This window comes from Streptomyces sp. NPDC004752 (assembly GCF_053601275.1).
The window spans coordinates 70,161-92,262 of the sequence record NZ_JBSGBN010000021.1; the positions used below are offsets into that span (position 1 = coordinate 70,161).

A 22,102-nucleotide genomic window follows, 5' to 3' on the forward strand; every position below is an offset into this window, starting at 1 on the left:
GCTGGCGGTCATGGGCGGGTCGCCTCCAGGTGGGTGAGGTGGGCGAGGGTGTCGAAGCCGGTGCCGTCGAAACCGGTGACGGAGGTGGCGAGGCGGTTCTTGAGGGGGGCCGTCCAGCGGTCGGGCAGGGCGGCGGGGGAGCCGACGAGGAGGCCGGCGATGCTGCCCGCGGTGGCGCCGTTGGAGTCGGTGTCCCAGCCGCCCGACACGGCGCGGCAGATGGAGCCGGTGAAGTCGCCGTCCGCGTGGGTGAGGGCGGCGGCGATCAGGGCGGTGTTGGGGATGGCGTGGACCCAGTGGTAGGCGGCGGAGTAGCGGGCGTGCAGCGCGTCCACGACGTGGTCGAAGTCCGGGTGCGCGGCGGCCAGCCCGACGGCGTGGTCGAGGGCCTCGGCCAGCCGGGATGCGGGCGGCACCACCGTGCGGCCGACGCGCAGGCAGGCGTGCACGTCGAGGGCTCCGGTGGCCGCGGCGGCGATGGTGGCCGCGGTGAACATCGCCGCGTAGACGCCGTTGGCGGTGTGGCTGAGCACGGCGTCGCGGTGGGCCTGTTCCGCGGCGGCGGCCGGGTCGCCCGGGTTGGTCCAGCCGTGCACATCGGCGCGGATGAGGGCGCCGATCCACTCGCGGAAGGGGTTGCGGTGGCGGGCCGTGTACGGGGGTTCGAGGCCGGCGAGGAGGTTGCGGTAGGCGATGCGTTCGGCGGTGAAGGCGCGGCCGACGGGGAGTTCGTCGAGCCAGAGCCGGGCCAGGTCGACGGTGCCGAACGCCCTGCCGTGCCGGCGGAGCAACAGGAGGTTCAGCAGCGGGTAGTTGAGGTCGTCGTCCTCCGGCATGCCGTCGATGTTCTCGGCGAGTGAGGTGGCGGCCGAGCGGCGGTTCCAGGGGTGTGCCGCCCTGAGATCCTCGGGGACCCCGCGGGCCGTGAAGTACGCGGCGAGGGGCCAGTTGCCGGTGGACCGGGCGAGCCGGCGGATGCCTTCGAGGGGGAGCTTCTCGACCGGCTTGCCCAGCAGACAGCCGACGGCCCGTCCCAGCCAGGCCGCTTCGAGTCGCAGCGGGGTGAGGGCCGTGCGGTGGGCGCCGCCCCGGAACCCCTCCTGGTCCGGACGCCGCGAGGCCCCGGGGCCCGAGGATTCGCGGTCCGGGTACCCGTGATCCGGGTACCTGTGATCTGACGTGCGGTGACCGGCCGGTCCGTCGGCCGTCGGTCCGTGACTCGCCGGTCCACTGCCTGTCGGTGCACTGTGTGTTGGACCGCTGTGTGTTGGTCCACCACGTGTGGGTGCATGGTGTGTCGGATCACCGTGTGTGGGGGCATTGTGTGTCGATCCACCGTGTGAGGGTCCACCACGTGTCGGACCACCACCTGTCGGCTCACTGCCCGTCGTGCCGTGGGCCGCTGCCCCGTGGCCCGCTGCCCCATGGCTCGGCGCTCCGTGGCCCGGCGCCCCGTGATGCGGCGGCGCGCGGTCCGGCGCCCGGCGACTCTTCGCTCCGCCGCCCGGTGGGAGCGGTTCGGTCGGCCAGTCGGGGCACAGGGCCTTGATCCTCGTCAGCTCGGTCGGCTCCCGCTCGGCCAACGTGCCGGGCAGGTCGGCCAGTTCGTCCAGCAGGTCCTCCGCGAGCAACCGGAGATACCGCGACGCGGGCTGCGGGGAGGCACCGGCCCGCACCGGTGCGGCACCACCGCCCGCCGCCGTCCACCGGGCCTCGATCGCCGCCGGCTCGCGTCCGTCCTGCCGCGCCTGGCGAAGCTCGTGGGCCACCAGGTCCTCCGGCTGGACCCAGGTCAGTCGGAGCATTCCGGACCCCCGAGTGCGGTGAACGCCCGCTCGTGGGCCCGGCGGCGCCCGACGTCCCGCGTGAAGACCTCCCGGGCGACCTCGGTGAGCGTCCGGGCCGGCGCCCACAGGTCCAGTCGGCTCGCCTCCGCCACGGTCTTCGACCAGTCCTCTGGGACCTGCGAGCCCAGGGCGCCGGCCAGCGCGCCCGCCATCGTGGCGATCGAGTCGTAGTCGCGGCCGTAGTTGACCGAGCCCAGGACCGCCTTCCGGTAGTCGCCGTCGGCCACCAGCAACATGCCGAGCGCGACCGGGAGTTCCTCGATCGAGTGCAGCCGGGACGGGCGGCGGGCGCCGAGGGACGGGGCGCGGTAGTCGGGGCCGACCGTGTCGTAGGGGGCCACCGCCTGCCGCAACGGGACCAGGGCCGACTCGATGTCGCGGTACCGGCCGGCCACCGCGCAGATCTCCTCGATCGCCGCCCGGGTGCCGTCCTTCGCCAGTGACAGGCAGGCGGCCACCACCGACTGAGGGCTCGCGCCGGGTGCCGCGGCCGCCGCCACCGCCGCGGCGAAGACCCCGGCCGCCTCACGGCCGTACGACGACTGGTGCGCGCCCGCGATGTCCAGCGCCTCGGCGTACGCGCCCGCCGGGTTGGCCGCGTTGACCAGGCCGACCGGGGTCATGTACATCGCCGCCCCGCAGTTGACGATGTTGCCCGTGCCCGCCTCCCGGGGGTCCACATGGCCGTACGCCAGCCGGGCCACCAGCCATTTCTCGGCCAGGAAGATCCGGTGCAGGGGCAGGGCCTCCGCCTCCAGTTCGGGGATCCAGCGGGGGTTCGTCATCAGGTCAGGCACCAGGTGGTCGGCGAGGGCGTAGGCGTCCAGATGGTCCCGGACCCGCGCGTACACCCGGACCAGCGCATGGGTCATCAACGTGTCGTCGGTGATGTGCCCGTCGCCCTTGTGGTATGGGGCGATGGGGCGGGCGGTGCGCCAGGCGTCGCCGTGCCAGGGGCCGACGATGCCGTGCACACGGCCACCATGGCGTTCGAGGATCTGGGCGGGCGAGTAGCCCTCGACGGGGCCGCCGAGGGCGTCTCCGACCGCGGCGCCGACGAGTGCCCCGGTGATCCGCTCAGACAGACCGGGACCGCCGCTTTCATCTGCTGTGGGTGTCATGTCCCGAATCATCCCCCTGGGGTGGCCGGTTGTGCGGCTTCCAGGAGTTCGGCGAGTTCGACCAGGTCGGTGCCGGTGAGGCGGGGGAGCGCACAGCCGGAGAGGGTGCGGCAGGCGTCCCGCCACGCGGGTGGGACCGCGGCGCCGCCGCCGAGCGCCCCGGTCAGCGCCCCGGCCAGTGCGGGGGCCGAGTCGGCGACCCGGGACAGGCAGGCGGCGGCGGGCACGGCCTCGGCGATCCGGCCGCGCGCCGCGGTGGCCAGGGCGAGGGCGACCGGCACGGTCTCGGCGGCGGCGATGCCGTAGCTGTAGACGTGGTCGACGATCTGGTGCTCCAGGAGCGGGATCAGGGCGAAGGCGGTCCCGGTGTCCTGGGCGAGGGCCAGTGCGTGGCGGGCGTTGCGGCCGATCTCCGTGGCCGCGGGCAACTCGCCGAGGGCCGCCGTCACACAGGCGTCCACGTCCGCGCCCGAGAGAGCCAGCGCGAGGGCCGCCGCCATCGCCCGGGCCCCGTGCACCCCGTCGCCGTCCTGGGTGTAACGGGCGTCGAACTCGGCCAGTTCGGCGGCGCGTCGGGGGTCGCCGCGGTGCGCGACGGCGAGCACGCAGGCGCGTACGCAGGCCGCGTCGTCGAAGTAGTGCGGGTTGTCGTGGCCGGTGGCGGGCGGACGCAGTCCGGTGGCCAGGTTGCCGAGGCCGGCCCGGACCGAGATCCGGGCGCGCAGTGGCAGCACCGCGGACTCGACCTCGGGGGCGCGCTCGGCCGCGGCGGCGACCTCGGAGGCGACGGCGCTCCAGGTGAGGTCGATGGCGGTCCGGGTGCGGCGGTCCCGGCTCAGGTCCCCGAGCGCGCTGTCGTCGCCGGCGCGCAGCACCGCCTCGGCCGCGAACACCGCCCACTCGGCGTCGTCGGAGGGGCCGAGGCGCAGCGGCTCCGGGGGCTGGTTGAGCGCGATCGGCACGGGCAGCGTGGTCGTCGCGTTCTGCTCCGCGAAGGTGTCCAGCTCGCGGGTGAGGCGTCGTGTCCACTCGGGCATTCGGGCGGCCCGGTGTCGTGCCGCGGGCCATCCGGCGGCGTCGCCTGCGGCCAGTCCCAGGAGCAGTCCCTCGATCCGGCGGCTCACGGCAGTACCTCCTCCTGTTCGACCGGTGTGCACGCCGCGGGTACATAGGCCGCGGTGTCGGCGGGCGGCACGGTCGCCGTCCTGGCCGCCGCGTGGGCCTCGTCCCGTACGGCGTCCGGGACGAGCACGTGCGTGGCCCGCGCCACGAGGTCGTGCGGCGCACCGGACGGGAGGTGCGGCACGGGCGGTTCCGCGTCCCGCGGTTCGGGTGTCTCCTGGTCCGGAAGTTTCCGTGTCGCCTCGATCAGGAGGTCCGCCACGTCGAGCACATGGCGGCCCGCCATGGAGGGCAGACAGGTGCCGCGGGCCGGACCGATCGCCGCCGCCCAGTCGGGCGGGATGGCGCAGACGCCCTCGGTCGCACCGGCCAGCGCGCCCGCCACGGCGGCCGTGGTGTCGGCGTCCCGGCCCATGTTGACCGCCGTCAGGACGGCCCGCCTGAAGTCGCCGTCGGCGGACGCGTACGCGCCGAAGGCGAGCGCCACCGCCTCGGGGGCGAGGTCGGTCCAGGGGTAGCCGCCGACGACGACCGCGGAGCGGACCGCGCGTTCGCCGCGGTGGGCGACGGCGACCGCCCGGCGCAGCGAACGGGCCGTCCACGAGTCGTCGGGGACGACGGCCAGGGCGGCGGCGACCACCGCGCTGACCGGCGCCCCCGCCATCGCCGCCGCCACCCCGGCGGCCACCGCCTGTCCGCCGTAGAGGCCCTCGCCGTCGTGGCTGACCGAGCCGTCGATCGCGACCAGCCGGGCCGCCTCGGCTGGGCGGCCCGGCGCGAACACCCCGAAGGGGGCCGCCCGCATCGCGAGACCGTCGCTCCAGGCGTGGCGGTGCTGGGCGGAGATGGGCGCGGCCAGCCCCCGTCGGAGGTTCTCCAGCGTGCCCCGCTCGCTGAATCCCGCGCCCCGGAAGGGCCCTTCGTGCCGGTTCGCGATCCACTCGTGCCAGGCCGCCTCCGCATGCTCCGGGGTGAGCGCCGAGCCGTGCCGGGCGAGCAGCAGCCCCGAGAAGATCGCGTACTCGGTGTCGTCGGTACCCGACGGCTGTTCGACCACGTATCCCGTGATCCGGCCCCAGCGGGCCCGGATCTCCGAGGGCTTCAGGTTCTCCGCCGGGGCCCCGAGCGCGTCTCCCACCGCCAGTCCGAGCAGTGCGCCGCGCGCCCGCTCGCGGAGTTCGGTGGCGTCCCCGGGGGACGGGACCGAGGGGATGCGGGCGATCGATGCCATGGGCGGCTCTCTTCTCGGGGTGACCTTTGCGGATGTCTGCCACGGGAGCCGTCGGCGCGAGCGCCGAGGGCCTCAGCATCACCCGGTCGACATGTGCGCAAGCATGCGCACGTATGAGCAAAGAAGGTAAAGCCGCAGGTTAGCCCAGCCTTTCCTTGCTGGCGGGAGGGAAATCAAAGGCGTAGGTTCGCTGTTGTCGAAAAGTAGAACCTGTCCAGCGAAGCTCTTGGGGGATCCCTGTGGCCATCATCGAGACCGGGGCCGCGCTGCATGAGGCGCACCGGGACAATCACACACACCGGGACGTGAACGGCGGCTGGCTGCGCCCCGCCGTGTTCGGTGCGATGGACGGCCTGGTCTCCAACCTCGCCCTGATCACCGGTGTGGCCGGCGGCGCGGTCAGTCACCAGACCATCGTCATCACGGGCCTCGCGGGCCTCGCCGCCGGTGCCTTTTCCATGGCGGCCGGCGAGTACACCTCCGTCGCCTCGCAGCGTGAGCTGGTCGAGGCCGAGCTGGATGTCGAGCGGCGGGAGCTGCGCCGGCACCCGGAGGACGAGGAGGAGGAGCTGGCGGCACTCTACGAGACGCGGGGCGTCGAGCCGAAGCTGGCCCGCGAGGTCGCCAGACAGCTGTCCCGGGACCCCGAGCAGGCGCTGGAGATACATGCCCGGGAGGAGCTGGGTGTCGACCCGGGCGACCTGCCGTCGCCGCTGGTCGCGGCGGTGTCCTCGTTCGGCTCCTTCGCGCTGGGTGCCCTGCTGCCCGTCCTGCCGTATCTGCTGGGCGCGACCGCGCTGTGGCCGGCCCTGCTGCTGGCCCTCATCGGGCTGTTCGGCTGCGGCGCCGTGGTCGCGAAGGTCACCGCGCGCAGCTGGTGGTTCAGCGGTCTGCGGCAGCTCGCCCTGGGGGGCGCGGCGGCCGGCGTGACGTACGCCCTGGGCAGTTTGTTCGGAACCGCCGTAGGATAAGTTGACTTAGTACCTATGCGCTGGGCCGCATAAGCAGCTGTTGCCCGCCGGTACAACTGTTACCCACTGGTTTCGAATGCTTGACCACTGGGCATGAGCCGTAAGCGCTGTGGGCAATGAAGCCCGCGGCGCATCCTAGGGATGGGCGATGCAAGCCCCTCCCGCCCCCTCGGGCCGCTGGACCGCCGCTGGACATGGAGCTGTCCGCACCGGTCCCCACATACTTCCGCCGCCGCGCGCGGCACCTCTGTCGCGCACCCCGGCGACGTCCGCATGTTGGAACGGAGTATCCGCTTCCCGAGAACCGCTCCATCATGTAACCTGCACGAAATTTTGCACTCACGCAGAGGGCCAGCGTCGTCCCTCGGCACTGCATATGCCAGATGACGACGACGGGAGAGCCGATGCGTACGCCGCGCCAGCCGTCCCAGCACCCCACGAATGACCGGAACTGGTCGTTCATGGATGCTCGCCCTGCTGCCCAGGGTATGTACGACCCCCGCAATGAGCACGACGCCTGCGGCGTCGGCTTCGTGGCCACCCTCACCGGTGAGGCGAGCCATGCGCTGGTCGAGCAGGCGCTCACGGTTCTGCGCAACCTGGAGCACCGCGGTGCCACCGGCTCCGAGCCGGACTCCGGCGACGGCGCGGGACTGCTCTCCCAGGTGCCCGACGCCTTCTTCCGTGAGGTGGCCGGATGTGAACTCCCCGCGGCCGGGGCGTACGCCGTCGGCATCGCCTTCCTGCCCGAGGAGAACACCGCCGGGGCCGTCTCACAGATCGAGACGATCGCCCACGAGGAGGGGCTGACCGTCCTCGGCTGGCGCGAGGTTCCGGTCGCCCCAGAACTGCTGGGCGCCACCGCCCGCTCGACCATGCCGGTCTTCCGGCAGATCTTCGTCTCCGGGGGACGCGCCGACGAGGGCATCGCGCTGGACCGCAGGGCGTTCGTGGTGCGCAAGCGCGCCGAGCGCGAGGCCGGCGTGTACTTCCCGTCGCTGTCCGCGCGCACGATCGTGTACAAGGGCATGCTGACCACCGGCCAGCTCGAACCCTTCTTCCCGGACCTGTCCGACCGCCGTTTCGCCACCGCGATCGCGCTCGTGCACTCCCGGTTCTCCACCAACACGTTCCCGTCGTGGCCGCTCGCGCACCCGTACCGGTTCGTCGCCCACAACGGCGAGATCAACACCGTGCAGGGCAACCGCAACTGGATGCGCGCCCGCGAGTCCCGGCTGGTCTCCGACCTCTTCGGCGGCGGCAACGGTGGAAACGGCGGGAATCTGGAGCGCGTCTTCCCGGTGTGCACCCCGGGCGCCTCCGACTCGGCCTCCTTCGACGAGGTGCTGGAGCTGCTGCATCTCGGCGGTCGCTCGCTGCCGCACTCCGTGCTGATGATGATCCCGGAGGCGTGGGAGAACCACGACTCCATGGACGCAGCCCGGCGCGCCTTCTACCAGTTCCACGCCACGATGATGGAGCCCTGGGACGGCCCGGCCTGCGTCACCTTCACCGACGGCACCCAGGTCGGCGCCGTGCTCGACCGCAACGGACTGCGCCCCGGCCGCTACTGGGTCACCGACGACGGCCTGGTCGTCCTCGGCTCCGAGGTCGGCGTCCTCGACATCGACCCCGCGAAGGTCGTCCGCAAGGGCCGGCTGCAGCCCGGCCGGATGTTCCTCGTCGACACCGCCGAGCACCGCATCATCGAGGACGACGAGATCAAGGCGGCCCTCGCCGCCGAGCAGCCTTACGCCGACTGGCTGGAGGCCGGCGAGATCGAGCTGGGCGACCTGCCCGAGCGCGAGCACATCGTGCACACCCACGCCTCGGTCACCCGCCGTCAGCAGACCTTCGGCTACACCGAGGAGGAGCTGCGCGTCCTGCTCGCGCCGATGGCCAAGACCGGCGCCGAGCCGATCGGATCCATGGGCACCGACTCGCCGATCGCCGCCCTGTCCGAGCGCCCGCGCCTCCTGTTCGACTACTTCACCCAGCTGTTCGCGCAGGTCACCAACCCCCCGCTGGACGCGATCCGCGAGGAACTGGTCACCTCGCTGCGCTCCGCGCTGGGCCCGCAGGGCAATCTGCTCGACCCCACGGCCGCCTCCTGCCGCTCCGTCGTGCTGCCCTTCCCGGTCATCGACAACGACGAGCTGGCCAAGCTCATCCACATCAACGCCGACGGCGACATGCCGGGCTTCAAGGCCGCGACCCTCTCCGGTCTGTACCGGGTCGGCGGCGGCGGTGACGCCCTCGCCGCCCGCATCGCCGAGATCTGCGCCGAGGCCGACGCCGCCATCGGCAACGGCGCCCGGCTGATCGTCCTGTCGGACCGCCACTCGGACGCCGAGCACGCCCCGATCCCCTCGCTGCTGCTCACCGCCGCCGTCCACCACCACCTCATCCGCACCAAGCAGCGCACCCACGTGGGCCTGCTGGTCGAGGCCGGCGACGTCCGCGAGGTCCACCACGTGGCCCTGCTCATCGGCTACGGCGCCGCCGGGGTCAACCCGTACCTGGCGATGGAGTCCGTGGAGGACCTGGTCCGCGCGGGCACCTTCCTGCCGGGCATGGAGACCGAGCAGGCCATCCGCAACCTGATTTACGCCCTCGGCAAGGGCGTCCTGAAGGTCATGTCCAAGATGGGCATCTCGACCGTCGCCTCCTACCGCGGCGCCCAGGTCTTCGAGGCCGTCGGACTCGACGACGCCTTCGTCGAGAAGTACTTCCACGGCACCGCCACCAAGATCGGCGGCATCGGCATCGACGTCGTCGCCGAGGAGGTCGCCGCCCGGCACGCCAAGGCGTATCCGGCCTCCGGCATCGCGCCCGCGCACCGCGCCCTGGAGATCGGCGGCGAGTACCAGTGGCGCCGCGAGGGCGAGCCGCACCTGTTCGACCCCGAGACGGTCTTCCGCCTCCAGCACTCCACGCGCACCGGCCGCTACGACGTCTTCAAGAAGTACACCGCGCGCGTGAACGAGCAGTCCGAACGCCTGATGACGCTGCGCGGCCTGTTCGGCTTCGCCTCGGACCGGCAGCCGGTCCCCGTCGACGAGGTCGAGCCGGTCAGCGAGATCGTCAAGCGCTTCTCCACCGGCGCCATGTCCTACGGCTCGATCTCCAGCGAGGCGCACGAGACGCTCGCCATCGCCATGAACCGGCTGGGCGGCAAGTCCAACACCGGTGAGGGCGGCGAGGACCCGGAGCGCCTGTACGACCCGGCGCGCCGCTCGTCGATCAAGCAGGTCGCCTCCGGCCGCTTCGGCGTGACCTCCGAGTACCTGGTCAACGCCGACGACATCCAGATCAAGATGGCCCAGGGCGCCAAGCCCGGCGAGGGCGGCCAGCTGCCCGGCCACAAGGTGTACCCGTGGGTGGCCAGAACCCGGCACAGCACCCCTGGTGTCGGCCTGATCTCGCCGCCGCCGCACCACGACATCTACTCCATCGAGGACCTGGCCCAGCTGATCCACGACCTCAAGAACGCCAACCCGACCGCGCGGATCCATGTGAAGCTGGTGTCCGAGGTCGGCGTCGGCACGGTCGCCGCGGGCGTCTCCAAGGCGCACGCGGACGTGGTCCTGATCTCCGGGCACGACGGCGGCACCGGCGCCTCCCCGCTGACCTCGCTCAAGCACGCGGGCGGCCCCTGGGAGCTGGGCCTCGCCGAGACCCAGCAGACGCTGCTGCTCAACGGCCTGCGCGACCGGATCGTGGTGCAGACCGACGGTCAGTTGAAGACCGGCCGCGACGTGGTGATCGCCGCGCTGCTCGGCGCCGAGGAGTTCGGTTTCGCGACCGCGCCGCTCGTCGTCTCCGGCTGCGTCATGATGCGCGTCTGCCATCTGGACACCTGCCCGGTCGGCATCGCCACCCAGAACCCGATCCTGCGGGACCGGTTCGCCGGCAAGGCCGAGTACGTGGTGAACTTCTTCGAGTTCATCGCCCAGGAGGTCCGCGAGATCCTCGCCGAGCTGGGCTTCCGCTCCATCGAGGAGGCCGTCGGCCACGCCGAGGCGCTCGACGTCGGCCGGGCCGTCGACCACTGGAAGGCGCAGGGCCTGGACCTGGAGCCGCTGTTCCACGTGCCCGGACTGCCCGAGGGCGCGGTGCGCCACCAGGCCGTCGAGCAGGACCACGGCCTGGCCAAGGCCCTGGACAACGAGCTGATCAAGCTCGCCGCCGACGCCCTGGCCGCGGCCGGCGCCACCGACGCCCAGCCGGTGCGCGCCCAGGTCGCCATCCGCAACATCAACCGCACGGTCGGCACCATGCTCGGCCACGAGGTGACGAAGAAGTTCGGCGGCGCGGGCCTGCCCGACGACACGATCGACATCACCTTCACCGGCTCGGCCGGCCAGTCCTTCGGCGCCTTCCTGCCGCGCGGTGTCACCCTCCGCCTGGAGGGCGACGCCAACGACTACGTCGCCAAGGGCCTGTCCGGCGGACGGGTGATCGTGCGCCCGGACCGCGGCGCCGACCACCTCGCCGAGTACTCCACGATCTCGGGCAACACCCTCGCGTACGGCGCGACCGGCGGCGAGCTGTTCCTGCGCGGCCGCACCGGCGAGCGGTTCGGCGTCCGCAACTCCGGTGCGCTGGTGGTCTCCGAGGGCGTGGGCGACCACGGCTGCGAGTACATGACCGGCGGGCACGCCGTGGTCCTCGGTGAGACGGGCCGCAACTTCGCGGCCGGCATGTCCGGCGGCGTCGCGTACGTCATCGACCTGAACCGCGACCATGTCAACGCCGGCAACCTGGCCGCGGTCCAGGCGCTGGACGAGTCGGACAAGCAGTGGCTGCACGACGTGGTGCGCCGCCACCAGGAGGAGACCGGCTCGACGGTCGCCGAGAAGCTGCTGGCCGAGTGGGACACCGCGGCCGACCGCTTCAGCAAGATCATCCCCAGCACCTACCAGGCAGTGCTCGCCGCCAAGGACGCCGCCGAGCGAGCCGGTCTCTCCGAGACCGAGACCCACGAGAAGATGATGGAGGCGGCGATCAATGGCTGACCCGAAGGGCTTCCTCAACCACGGCCGTGCGGTCGCCGAGACCCGTCCCGTCAGCGAGCGGGTCAAGGACTGGAAAGAGGTCTACGTTCCCGGCTCCCTGCTGCCGATCATCAGCAAGCAGGCCAGCCGGTGCATGGACTGCGGCATCCCGTTCTGCCACAACGGCTGTCCGCTCGGGAACCTGATCCCCGAGTGGAACGACTACGCCTACCGCGAGGACTGGGCCGCCGCCTCGGAGCGGCTGCACGCGACGAACAACTTCCCGGAGTTCACCGGGCGGCTGTGCCCGGCGCCCTGCGAGTCGGCGTGTGTGCTCGGCATCAACCAGCCGCCGGTCACCATCAAGAACGTCGAGGTCTCGATCATCGACAAGGCGTGGGACACCGGTGACGTCCGGCCGCAGGCGCCCGAGCGGCTGTCCGGCAAGACGGTCGCGGTGATCGGCTCAGGACCGGCGGGCCTGGCCGCCGCCCAGCAGCTGACCCGGGCCGGCCACACCGTCGCCGTCTACGAGCGCGCCGACCGGATCGGCGGCCTCCTGCGCTACGGCATCCCCGAGTTCAAGATGGAGAAGCGCCACATCAACCGCCGCATCGAGCAGATGCGCGCGGAGGGCACCCGGTTCCGCACCGGCATCGAGATCGGCCGCGACCTGAAGTCGACGGACCTGCGCAAGCGGTACGACGCCGTCGTCATCGCCGCCGGCGCGACGACCGCCCGCGACCTGCCGGTGCCCGGCCGTGAACTCAAGGGCATCCACCAGGCGATGGAGTATCTGCCGCTGGCCAACAAGGTCCAGGAGGGCGACTACGTCACCGCGCCGATCACGGCCGAGGGCAAGCACGTCGTGGTGATCGGCGGCGGCGACACCGGCGCGGACTGTGTGGGCACCGCCCACCGTCAGGGCGCGGCCTCCGTCACCCAGCTGGAGATCATGCCCCGCCCGAACGACGAGCGGGACACGGTCGCCCAGCCCTGGCCGACCTTCCCGATCCTCTACAAGGTCACCTCGGCCCACGAGGAGGGCGGCGAGCGCATCTACTCGGCGTCCACCACCCACTTCGAGGGCGACGAGGACGGCAATGTGCAGTGGCTGCACCTGGCCGAGGTCGAGTTCGTCGACGGCAAGCTGACCCAGAAGCCGGACACGGAGCGCCGCATCCCCGCCCAACTCGTCACACTCGCCATGGGGTTCACCGGCACCGACCGGGAGAACGGCCTGGTCGACCAGTTCGGCCTGGAGTTGGACGCGCGCGGCAACATCGCCCGCGACGCCGACTTCCAGACCAATGTGCCGGGCGTCTTCGTCGCCGGTGACGCCGGCCGCGGCCAGTCGCTCATCGTGTGGGCGATCGCCGAGGGCCGCTCGGCCGCCAAGGGCGTCGACCGCCTGCTGACCGGCGTCAGCGATCTGCCGGCCCCGATCCGCCCGACGGACCGCTCCCTGGTCTGACCGACCGCCACCAGACGTCCCGTACAAAGGCGTACGGAACACCGACGGCGCCTGCCCACCAGTCCCCGACCGGACGCCCGGGCAGGCGCCGCCGTCTACCCACGCACCTGATACGGCTCCCCGTACACCCGCCACTCCAGCGGCGTGTGCAGATCCAGGTTGCCGTCGTAGAGGAACCGCCGCTGGGCCGTGTCGATGCGGCTGGTGTCGATGCCGGGGCGCTTGGCCCGCATCGCCTTGCGGCGCACGTCCAGGAAGATGTCCAGATACTCCTTCTCGCCGCCGCCCTCGGCCGGGGTGTCGGCCTCCGTCAGGGCGCGTTCGCGCAGGCCGTAGAAGCCGTCCGGGCCGGTGCCGGGGCCGTGGAAGACCATCGCGTCGTAGTACACGAACTGGCCCAGCGTGCCCAGCCCGTCCAGCTTGGCGAGGCGGACGGCGGGGTCGAAGTAGGCCCGGTCGCGCTCGGCGTTCTGGGCCGCGCGGAACGCCGGGAGCCTCGACTCCGCCTTCCAGGCGGCGGTGAAGCCGGGATCAAGACCCTCGTGCGAGTCCGTGCCGTCGACCTTGCGCAGGGCGGGCAGATAGCCGGCCAGACCGTTGCCCGGGTGCGCCTTGGTGTAGTGCTCGACCAGGGTGAGCAGGTCATGGGTGCCGGTGCAGAAGCCGATGATGCCGGCGGTGTAGCCCTGCCCGTCGCCGATGTCCTCGATATAGCCGTACGCGCTGCGCCAGTCCAGCGTGGAGTTCTCCGCGCTCGCCACGATTCGCTGCGCCAGCTCCTTCTTCTCCGGCGCGGCCAGGCCCGGCGGGGCGTCCGCGATCACCTCGTCGTCCTGGGACTTCTCCGACCGCTCGGCCCGCGCCTTGGCGTCCTCGCGGGACTGGGCGGCGGCGGTGGTGGGCCGGGACGAGGACGAGCCCGAGTCGCCCGGCGTGGCCAGGTACACCACCGCCGTGACGACCACGGGGACGGCGGCGAACAGCAGAATTCCAGCACGTTTCATGACATCACCGTACGGCCCCGATCAGGCCGCCCCTCCCGTCAGTTCCGAGACCTTCGCCCAGGTCAGCACGGCCAGCAGGGCCAGCACGGTGATACCCGCGCCCGCCTGTACCAGGGTGCGGCGGCCGCCTCGGGGCGCATACGCGTACGCGAGCGTCAGCGCGCCGCCCGCCAGCAGACCGCCGAGGTGCCCCTGCCAGGACGCGAACCCGGCGGAGACCAACAGCCACAGCAGCAGCCCGGCCATGTAGCGGTTGACGGCGTTCATGTCGTAGCCCAGACGGCGGGCCATCACGTAGTAGGCGGCGCCGAGCCCGAAGATCGCCCCGGACGCGCCGACCGTCAGGGTGTCCGGCGCGATCAGCAGCACCAGCACGGAGCCGCCGAGCGCCGAGAGCAGATACAGGGCGAGAAAGCGGACCCGGCCCAGCTGGGCCTCGACCACCCGGCCGAGGCTCCACAGGGACACCATGTTCAGCACGATGTGCATGACGCCGAACGGCGTCTGCGTGGCCGGCAGATGCAGGAACGGCCCGGTCAGCAGCCGGTACCACTCGCCGCCCGCGAGCCCCTCCGCGTGCACGTCCGGGCCGTACGGGTACTGCCACAGGTAGTGCGTGCCGTCGCCGCCCACGAGCCCGCGCCCCAGCATCCCGAACGACTCCACGATCGTCGGGCGCACCAGTTCGGCGAGATAGGCGAGGACGTTGAGGCCGATGAGGACACCGGTGACGACCGGCACCGTCGTGATCCGGCCACCGAACGCCGTCCGCGCCTGCCGTACCGAACGGGCGCCCTCCTGCACGCACTCCACGCACTGGTGGCCGACGGCGGCCTCGCGCATGCAGGCCGGGCAGATGTAGCGGTCGCAGCGGGTGCAGCGCACATGCGACTCCACCTTGGTATGGCGGTAACAGGTGGTGACGGCGGACTCGGCGGCCACGGCCGGCTCCTCGGAATCACGGGGACGGGACGAGCCGGTGGGGACGGCGGCGAACAAAATAGCGAACTGCGGGGGCGGGAGGGAAAGGCGGGGGTCGAAGATCGCGTAGTCTCGGCCTCCGGAGCCGTACGAGGGGGGAGCCCGGCATGGCCGCGATCAGTCTCAGCAAGGTGGCGGAGAGCGCGCCCGCGCTGGTCGAGCCGTACCGCACGGCCGGGGTGTCCCTCGCCAAGCATGGGCTCGACGGGCTGCGCGCGGCCGTCTACCTCGTCGTCGACTACTCCGGGTCGATGAAGCCGTACTACCAGGACGGCAGCGTGCAGGCGCTCGCGGACCGGGTGCTCGGCCTGTCCGCACACCTCGACGACGACGGCCGGGTGCCGGTGGTGTTCTTCTCGACGGACGTCGACGCCGTCACGGACATCGCCCTCGCCGACCACCGGGGCCGCATCGGGCGGATCGCCGCCGGGCTCGGGCACATGGGCAAGACCAGCTATCACCTGGCCATGGACGCGGTCATCGACCACTATCTCGACAGCGGCTCCACCGCCCCCGCCCTCGTGGTCTTCCAGACCGACGGCGGCCCGATCAGCAAACCCGCCGCCGAACGCTATCTGTGCAAGGCGGCGAAACTTCCGCTGTTCTGGCAGTTCGTCGGCTTCGGCGACCCGGACAGCCGCCAGTTCGACTTCTTGCGCAAGCTGGACGAGCTGGCGGTGCCGGACAAGCGGGTGGTCGACAACGCGGGCTTCTTCCACGCCGGTTCGGACCCCCGGACCATGCCGGACGCGGACCTCTACGACCGGCTCGTCGCCGAGTTCCCCGCCTGGCTGAAAGCAGCCCGGGCCAGGGGCATCCTTCCCCGGTCGTGACCCCGCCGCCCGCCCGTCGAAACCGACCCGCGAGGAGTGCCGGCAGTTCACCGTCCGCGGCGGCCACCGTCACCGAGCGCGGTTGACGGGCCGTGCGTCAGGTGTCGCACTCCAGCACCGTGCGGCACAGGGTGCAGCGGGCCCGGACCCGGCCCTTCACCGGCACCCGGATGCGCTGGTGGCACGTCGGGCACGGGAAGGAGACGCGCAGCCGGCCGCCGCCGTCGGGGGTGAAGGTGTAGGGCACGCCGGGCTGCGGCCCGTGGGCGTGCCGGCGGTCGCGGGCGTAGCGGCGGCGGCCCGCCCAGCCCGCCGCGGTCAGCGGTGGCTGCTGTGCGTCGTGCCGGGCCTGGGTCATCCCCTTGGTGTACGCCGTGTACGCCTGCGGACTGGTGAACCACACCGCCGGGTCCTCGCCGAAGACCAGGGCGCGCTTGGCGAGGACGTACCCGAACTCCTCCGGGGTGAGGTAGCCCAGCTTCTGGGACGACACCGTGTCCTCCCGAAAGGCATCCAGCAGGAGCCAGCCCGCGCCCAGGTACGTGGCCGCCGTGTCCGTGAGGATCTCGTTCTGAGCCGTGCTCGGGAAGGACAGGTCCAGACGGTGCAGATAGACGTGCGTCACCTCGTGCGCCAGAGCCGCCCCGATGTCCCGGCGGTGGGTGCGGAAACGGTCGTTCAGCTCGACGAAGTACTCGGGGCCGGCGGCGAGTTCGACGTTCGCCGCATGGGTCATCTCGCGGAAGCCGACGATCAGGCGGGCGTCCGGCAGCCGGAAGTGCCGGACGATCTCGCCGGCCACCCGCTGTGCGCCCAGGTGCAGGTCGTCGGTGTCGCAGAAGGCCACGTCCGCGGGGGCCACGCTGGTCGAGAAGGTCTGGATCGTGTCGTACGACAGGCGCCTGTACAGCGCGGTGATCGCGGCCCGCACCGTCTCCAGATGCGGGTAGCCGTGCTCGACGGGTCCGTCGTTCGCCACGCCGTTACCCCCAAGGACGCCCTGGACTTCGCATCCACTCTATGCGGGTGTGAACGGTTTTCGCCGGTCCGCGGGCCCTCCGCCGCCGGTCTGCGGCCCTGCGCCGCCGGTGCGCGGTCACCCGCCGCCGGTCCGCGACCCCTCCGTTGCCGGTCTACGGCCCTCCGTCGCCGGTCCGCGGTCACTTCTCGCCGCCGCCGAAGTGCCGGTCGCCGCGGCGGCCCGCCGTGTCGGCCACGATGATCCCGCCTCCTTCTCCCGGTTGTTCACCCGCCGGGTCGGCACGGCCCCCGTCCGGTTCCGCGCCGTCCGGTTCCGCGCGGTGCGGCGCCGCACCGTCCCCGGCGGCGGCCTGCGCGCCCGGGTCCCCGACCCCGACGATCCCACCGATGATCGAACCCGCCGCCCCTTATTAGGCTGGGCCCCCATGAGCACCAGCAACACCGGTACCGGTGACGTCGATCCCCCTGTCCGAGCGGAACTCGACCGGCTGCGCGACAGTATCGACAACATCGACGCGGCCGTCGTCCACATGCTCGCCGAGCGCTTCAAGTGCACCCAGCAGGTCGGCCGCCTCAAGGCCGTGCACCGGCTGCCGCCCGCCGACCCGGCCCGCGAGGCCCGGCAGATCGCCCGGCTGCGCAGCCTCGCCGAGAACGCCAGGCTGGACCCGGCCTTCGCCGAGAAGTTCCTCAATTTCATCGTGGCCGAGGTGATCAGACACCACGAGAGCATCGCCGAGGACACCGCCAAGAGCCAGGCCGTCGAGCCCGGCTGACCTCGGGCGACGCGGCGGGCCCGCGGTCCTCGGCGGTCGGGCGGAACCGCACTGCCGGGCACTGTTCGTCAGCCCGCGAGCACTCCCCGTCAGGGCCGCGGCGTAAGCTGGTGGGTCACGCGGGAGGGACGTGGGGCCATGCCGTCGGATGCCGAGATCCTCATCGTCGACGACCATCAGCACACGCTGTACGCACTGGAGCACGCCCTGGCCCCGCTGGGCCTTGGGCTCGGCCGAGCGACCAGCTCGGACGAGGCGCTCAAGCAGGTCCTGCGCGGCCGGGTCGGACTCCTCCTGCTCGACGTGAGCGCCCCCGGCGCCTACGGCCCGGACGGACCGGACGGCCTGGACGTGGTGCGCTGCATACGCCGCCTGGAGCAGACCCGGCACATCCCCGTCGTCCTGCTCACCGGCTCGGGCCCGGACCGCGAACTGGCCGCGGCCGCCTTCGGGCTCGGCGTCGCCGACCTCGTCCGCACCCCGGTCGACCCATGGGCCCTGCGCACCAAGGTCCGCCACCTGTACACCGCCCACCAGCGGACCCTGGCCCTGGAGCGGGAGGTGCGCGAACTGCGCGCGCTGGTCGCCGACCGCGCCCAGGACGGTGACGGCGGCCCGCGCGCCGCCCGGCCGCACCCCGACGGCCGGGTGCCGCCGCATCCTGACGGCCGAGTGTCACCGCATTCCGACGGCCGGGTACCTCCGCAACGCGACGCCCTGCGGACCGCCCCAACCCAGGAACAGACATAAACCGTGTACCGCGTCCGCCCTGTGCGCTGTCGGCGGCATCGGGCAGCATGGCCTGCATGTCCGTACTGACGCGCGACGAAGCGCACAACCGAGCACAGCTCCTCGACGTCCACCGCTACACGATCGAGCTCGACCTGACCACCGGGGACGAGACCTTCGACTCGCGCACCGCGATCAGGTTCTCCGTGCGGGCGGGCTCCGCGAGCGCCGACACGTTCGTCGAGGTCAAACCCGCCGAGCTGCGCTCCGTCACACTCGACGGACAGCCCCTCGACCCGGACTCGCTGGACCAGAACCGGCTGCTGCTGAAGAACCTTGCCGCGGGCGAGCACGAACTGCGCGTCGACGCTCGGATGCGCTACTCCCGCACCGGCGAGGGCATGCACCGCTTCACCGACCCCTCCGACGGCGAGACCTACCTCTACACCCAGCTCTTCATGGACGATGTGCAGCGCGTCTTCGCCGCCTTCGACCAGCCCGATCTGAAGGCCGTCTTCGAGCTGTCCGTCACCGCCCCCGAGGGCTGGACCGTCCTCGCCAACGGGGTCACCGAGCACCTCGGCGAGGGCCGCTGGCGGGCCGCCCCCACCCCGCTGATCTCCACCTACCTCGTCGCCGTCGCCGCCGGCCCCTGGCACTCCGTGCGCACCGAGCACCACGGCCTGCCCTTCGGCATCCACTGCCGCCGCTCCCTCGCGCACCACCTCGACACCGACGCCGAGGAGATCCTCGACGTCACGCGCGCGTGCTTCGACCGCTACCACGAGAAGTTCGACGAGCCCTACCCCTTCGACTCCTACGACCAGGCGTTCGTCCCCGAGTTCAACGCCGGCGCCATGGAGAACCCGGGCCTGGTCACCTTCCGCGACGAGTTCGTCTTCCGCTCCGCCGTCACCGACACCGAGCGGCAGACCCGCGCCATGGTCATCGCCCACGAGATGGCCCACATGTGGTTCGGCGACCTCGTCACCCTCAAGTGGTGGGACGACATCTGGCTCAACGAGTCCTTCGCCGAGTACATGGGCTACCAGACCACCGCCGAGGCGACACGCTTCACCGACACCTGGGTCGACTTCGGCGTCGCCCGCAAGGGCTGGGGATACAACGCCGACCAGCGGCCCTCCACCCACCCCGTCGCCCCCGAGGCCGTCGACGACACCGCCGCCGCGCTGCTCAACTTCGACGGCATCTCCTACGCCAAGGGCGCCTCCGCGCTGCGCCAACTCGTCGCCTGGCTCGGCCAGAAGGACTTCCTGGCCGGCATCAACACCCACATCGCCCGGCACAAGTTCGGCAACGCCACGCTCGCCGACTTCATCGACTCCCTGGCCGGCGCCACCGAACGCGACGTGCACGCCTGGGCCGACGCCTGGCTGCGCACCACCGGCGTCGACACCCTCATCCCGGCCGTCACCCCCGCCGCCGACGGCACCTGCGCGCTCACCGTCGAACGCGACGGCAGCCGCCCGCACCGCATCACCGTCGGTCTGTACGACCGTGACCTCGCCGACGAGGGCCGCCTCGTGCTGCGCAAGGGCGTCGACCTCGATGTGCCGCAGACCGCGCCGCACCCCCTCGGCAAGCGGCCCGCGCTGGTGCTGCTCAACGACGGCGACCTGACCTACGCGAAGGTCAGGTTCGACGCCGAGTCCTTCGAGGCGCTGCGCACGGGACTGTCGGGCCTGCCCGACCCGCTCACCCGCGCGGTCGTCTGGAACGCGCTGCGGGACGCGGTCCGTGACGGCGAACTCCCGCCCGCCGCCTACCTGGACGCCGCCCGCGCTCATCTGCCGCAGGAGACCGACCTCGCCCTCGTCGAGGGCGTCCTCGCCTTCGCCACCGTGCACGTGGCCGACCGGTACGTCACGCCCGAGGACCGCCCCGCCGCCCTGGCCACCCTCTCCGCGCTCTGCCGCGACCTCATCCGGCGCACCGAGGACGGCGACAGCCCCGGCCTGCGGCTGCTCGCCGTCCGCCACTTCATCGATGTCGCCGCCCACCCCGACACGATCGCCGCCTGGCTCGCCGACGGCACCGTGCCCGGCGGACCGGAGCTGGACCCGGAGCTGCGTTGGCGCATCCTGGGCCGGCTCGCCGTGCTCGGCGCCACCGACGAGGCCGCCGTCGCCGCCGAACTGGTACGCGACCCGAGCGCCAGCGGCCAGGAGGGCGCCGCACGCTGCCGCGCCGCCCTGCCCGACCCGGAGGCCAAGCGCGCGGCGTGGCAGGCGATGTTCGCCGCGGACAGCGGGACCGAGCTGTCGAACTACCTGTTCATCGCCACCGCCCGCGGCTTCTGGCAGCCCGAACAGGCCGATCTGGTACGGGAGTACGTGCCGCGCTACTACCTGGACGCGGTCGCCGTGGCCGCCCGCCGCGGCCCGGCCATCGCCACCGCAGTCGGCCGCTGGGCCTTCCCGGCCCACGCGGTGGACGCCGAGAACCTCGCCCTCGGCGAGGCATGCCTGCGCGACGGCGAGCCGAGCACCGCCCTGCGCCGCTGGCTCACCGACGAACTGGACGACCTGGGCCGAGCCCTACGCATCCGCGAGCCGTAACCCCCACCGGCGCCCACCTCCCCGCCGAAAGCCCCTCTCCGCCGGGACCGCCACCACCGGAGGACCCCCCCCCACCGGCTCACCCCTACCCGGTGACGCCTCCTCCGACGGGGCGTCTCGGCCGGGGGACGCCGTCGGGTCGCTCCTACCTGGTGACGCCCGCTTTGCCGGGGTCGTCTCGGCCGGGGACCCTGCCGGGTCGCTCCTGCCCGGAGGCGCCCCTTTCGCCGGGGCGCCTCCGCCGGAATACGCCCCGCCGGGGGATGGTCGCGCCGATGGCCGACCTCGACCGCCCGGCCCCGGGGCGGTTGACCCGGCCGTCCGGCCCCGGGTCGATCTCCTGCCTCGGTTCCTGGGCCGATCCTTGGGTCCGGTGTTGTGACGGCGTGGCGGGTCGGCCTGTTCGCCTGGCCGCAGCCCGGCGCGTTGCAGACCGCTTTTGCGCGGGCTCTCGCGCAGGTCCGCGCGCCGACCCTCGGCTGAGGGGGACGCACCCTCCGACCGGGTCGTGTCCATTGGGGGACGCCCCCTCGGCCGGGGTCGCCTCCACTGGAGGACGCCGCCTTCCGCCGGAGTTCGTCCCCGCCGGGGGCCGCCTCGGCCGTGGGGCGCCGCCGCCTCTTGCTGGGGCCCCCTCCGCCGGGTCGCGCCCGCCGGAAGACGCCCCGCCCGGGGATGCTCGCGCCGATGAGCCCCGGCTACCAGGCCCGTTGCCCCTGCTCACCCGGCCCCGACCCGCTGCCCTGGTCACCCGCCCCCGACCCGCCGCCCCCCATCACCCGGCCCCGGGCCGATCTTCCGCCCCGGCCCCAGGGGTCGGCTCTCGGAGCCAGGGCCGGTCCCTGGGGACTGGTCTGACGGACCGGCGGGTCGGTCTGCCCGCTCGGGCACAGTGCGGCCCGTCGTAGGTCGCTCTCGCGGAGGACCCCGCGTCGCTTGTGTGTTGGTGTCGCCCGTCGTCGTCTCCGTGCCCGGGACAAGGTCGGCCGCAGCAGGAGGCGCTCCCCGGGCCGCCGAGCGCGCGGGACGTCGCCGTCGGCCGGTCGAGGCTCCCCGCCCTGCCCGGGAGCGCCTCGGCCCGGCCCGAGCTGCCGCCGGGATCACTCAGCCCCGGTGTCGACCGCCCCTGCGCGCCCCGCGTGAACGGCATCAGCGGTCCGCCACCGGGCGGCGCGTCCCCTCGCATCGGGGAACCGTCGGTCATCCGTCCGACGCCGCGTCCCCGCCGTTCGGTATCCAACAGGTTTTCCCCGTACGGGAGTACCCACTTTCGAGTCCGATCGTTGCGCATCCCGGGCGCGTCGAGGCCATCGCGTACAAGCTGGAACTCCCCCATGGTTGTTCCCCCTTCCCGCGCCCCGGAGGAGTCTCAATGACGAAGTCAAGCCGGTTGCGTGGCCGGCGAGGCGGAGGTGAACACTCTTCCGTCACGCAGCAGCGCCCACAGGACGCTGGC

General features: G+C 72.6%; 14 protein-coding genes. 7 read left to right on the forward strand and 7 right to left on the reverse strand.

Annotated features, from left to right (window positions below; genetic code table 11):
* Nucleotides 1-8: 8 nt before the first annotated feature.
* From ACWEKM_RS11830 to ACWEKM_RS11845, 4 genes are all read right to left on the reverse strand, one after another.
* Entirely contained in the window at nt 9-1,604 is a 1,596-nt protein-coding gene (locus ACWEKM_RS11830; protein ID WP_451621029.1) for an ADP-ribosylglycohydrolase family protein, read from the reverse strand.
* A gap of 188 nt (nt 1,605-1,792) precedes the next feature.
* Nucleotides 1,793-2,968, reverse strand: a complete 1,176-nt coding sequence (locus ACWEKM_RS11835) for an ADP-ribosylglycohydrolase family protein (RefSeq protein ID WP_451621014.1) — start codon at nt 2,966-2,968, stop codon at nt 1,793-1,795.
* 8 nt (nt 2,969-2,976) lie between these two features.
* Complete coding sequence (locus tag ACWEKM_RS11840; protein ID WP_451621015.1) at nt 2,977-4,092, reverse strand: ADP-ribosylglycohydrolase family protein; 1,116 nt, start codon at nt 4,090-4,092, stop codon at nt 2,977-2,979.
* On the reverse strand, nt 4,089-5,321 hold the full coding sequence (locus ACWEKM_RS11845; protein ID WP_451621016.1) for an ADP-ribosylglycohydrolase family protein: 1,233 nt from the start codon (nt 5,319-5,321) through the stop codon (nt 4,089-4,091). The genes ACWEKM_RS11840 and ACWEKM_RS11845 overlap by 4 nt, the downstream gene beginning before the upstream one ends.
* Before the next feature lie 239 nt (nt 5,322-5,560).
* Here ACWEKM_RS11845 and ACWEKM_RS11850 point away from each other — a divergent pair, with 239 nt between their 5' ends.
* The 3 genes from ACWEKM_RS11850 to ACWEKM_RS11860 all read left to right on the forward strand — a co-directional run bounded on the left by ACWEKM_RS11850 (nt 5,561) and on the right by ACWEKM_RS11860 (nt 12,763).
* Entirely contained in the window at nt 5,561-6,292 is a 732-nt protein-coding gene (locus ACWEKM_RS11850) for a VIT1/CCC1 transporter family protein (protein WP_451621017.1), read from the forward strand.
* A 488-nt stretch (nt 6,293-6,780) separates the two neighbouring features.
* Complete coding sequence (gene gltB, locus ACWEKM_RS11855) at nt 6,781-11,310, forward strand: glutamate synthase large subunit (protein WP_451621030.1); 4,530 nt, start codon at nt 6,781-6,783, stop codon at nt 11,308-11,310.
* Nucleotides 11,303-12,763 (forward strand): glutamate synthase subunit beta, encoded by a 1,461-nt coding sequence (locus tag ACWEKM_RS11860; protein WP_451621018.1) that lies wholly within the window; start codon nt 11,303-11,305, stop codon nt 12,761-12,763. The genes gltB and ACWEKM_RS11860 overlap by 8 nt, the downstream gene beginning before the upstream one ends.
* Nucleotides 12,764-12,858: 95 nt before the next feature.
* On the opposite strand, the gene ACWEKM_RS11865 is transcribed toward ACWEKM_RS11860, so the two are convergent.
* Both ACWEKM_RS11865 and ACWEKM_RS11870 read right to left on the reverse strand, forming a co-directional pair.
* Nucleotides 12,859-13,767 carry a chitosanase gene (locus ACWEKM_RS11865; protein WP_451621019.1) on the reverse strand — a complete coding sequence of 303 codons (909 nt, stop codon included), beginning with the start codon at nt 13,765-13,767 and terminating at the stop codon, nt 12,859-12,861.
* 21 nt (nt 13,768-13,788) lie between these two features.
* Entirely contained in the window at nt 13,789-14,709 is a 921-nt protein-coding gene (locus ACWEKM_RS11870; RefSeq protein ID WP_451621020.1) for a rhomboid family intramembrane serine protease, read from the reverse strand.
* A gap of 146 nt (nt 14,710-14,855) precedes the next feature.
* On the opposite strand from ACWEKM_RS11870, the gene ACWEKM_RS11875 reads away from it, so the two are divergent.
* The gene (locus ACWEKM_RS11875; protein ID WP_451621021.1) at nt 14,856-15,581 is read left to right on the forward strand and encodes a vWA domain-containing protein; all 726 of its coding nucleotides are present in this window, start codon (nt 14,856-14,858) and stop codon (nt 15,579-15,581) included.
* Between the two features lie 97 nt (nt 15,582-15,678).
* On the opposite strand, the gene ACWEKM_RS11880 is transcribed toward ACWEKM_RS11875, so the two are convergent.
* A complete protein-coding gene (locus tag ACWEKM_RS11880) occupies nt 15,679-16,560 on the reverse strand; it encodes a hypothetical protein (RefSeq protein WP_451621022.1) in 882 nt (293 codons plus the stop codon).
* A 427-nt stretch (nt 16,561-16,987) separates the two neighbouring features.
* On the opposite strand from ACWEKM_RS11880, the gene ACWEKM_RS11885 reads away from it, so the two are divergent.
* The 3 genes from ACWEKM_RS11885 to pepN all read left to right on the forward strand — a co-directional run bounded on the left by ACWEKM_RS11885 (nt 16,988) and on the right by pepN (nt 20,646).
* Nucleotides 16,988-17,338: a chorismate mutase gene (locus ACWEKM_RS11885; RefSeq protein WP_451621031.1), complete on the forward strand. Its 351-nt coding sequence runs from the start codon at nt 16,988-16,990 to the stop codon at nt 17,336-17,338.
* 138 nt (nt 17,339-17,476) lie between these two features.
* Nucleotides 17,477-18,088, forward strand: a complete 612-nt coding sequence (locus tag ACWEKM_RS11890) for a response regulator (RefSeq protein WP_451621023.1) — start codon at nt 17,477-17,479, stop codon at nt 18,086-18,088.
* 56 nt (nt 18,089-18,144) lie between these two features.
* Nucleotides 18,145-20,646 carry an aminopeptidase N gene (gene pepN, locus ACWEKM_RS11895; RefSeq protein WP_451621024.1) on the forward strand — a complete coding sequence of 834 codons (2,502 nt, stop codon included), beginning with the start codon at nt 18,145-18,147 and terminating at the stop codon, nt 20,644-20,646.
* The last annotated feature ends 1,456 nt before the right edge of the window (nt 20,647-22,102 follow it).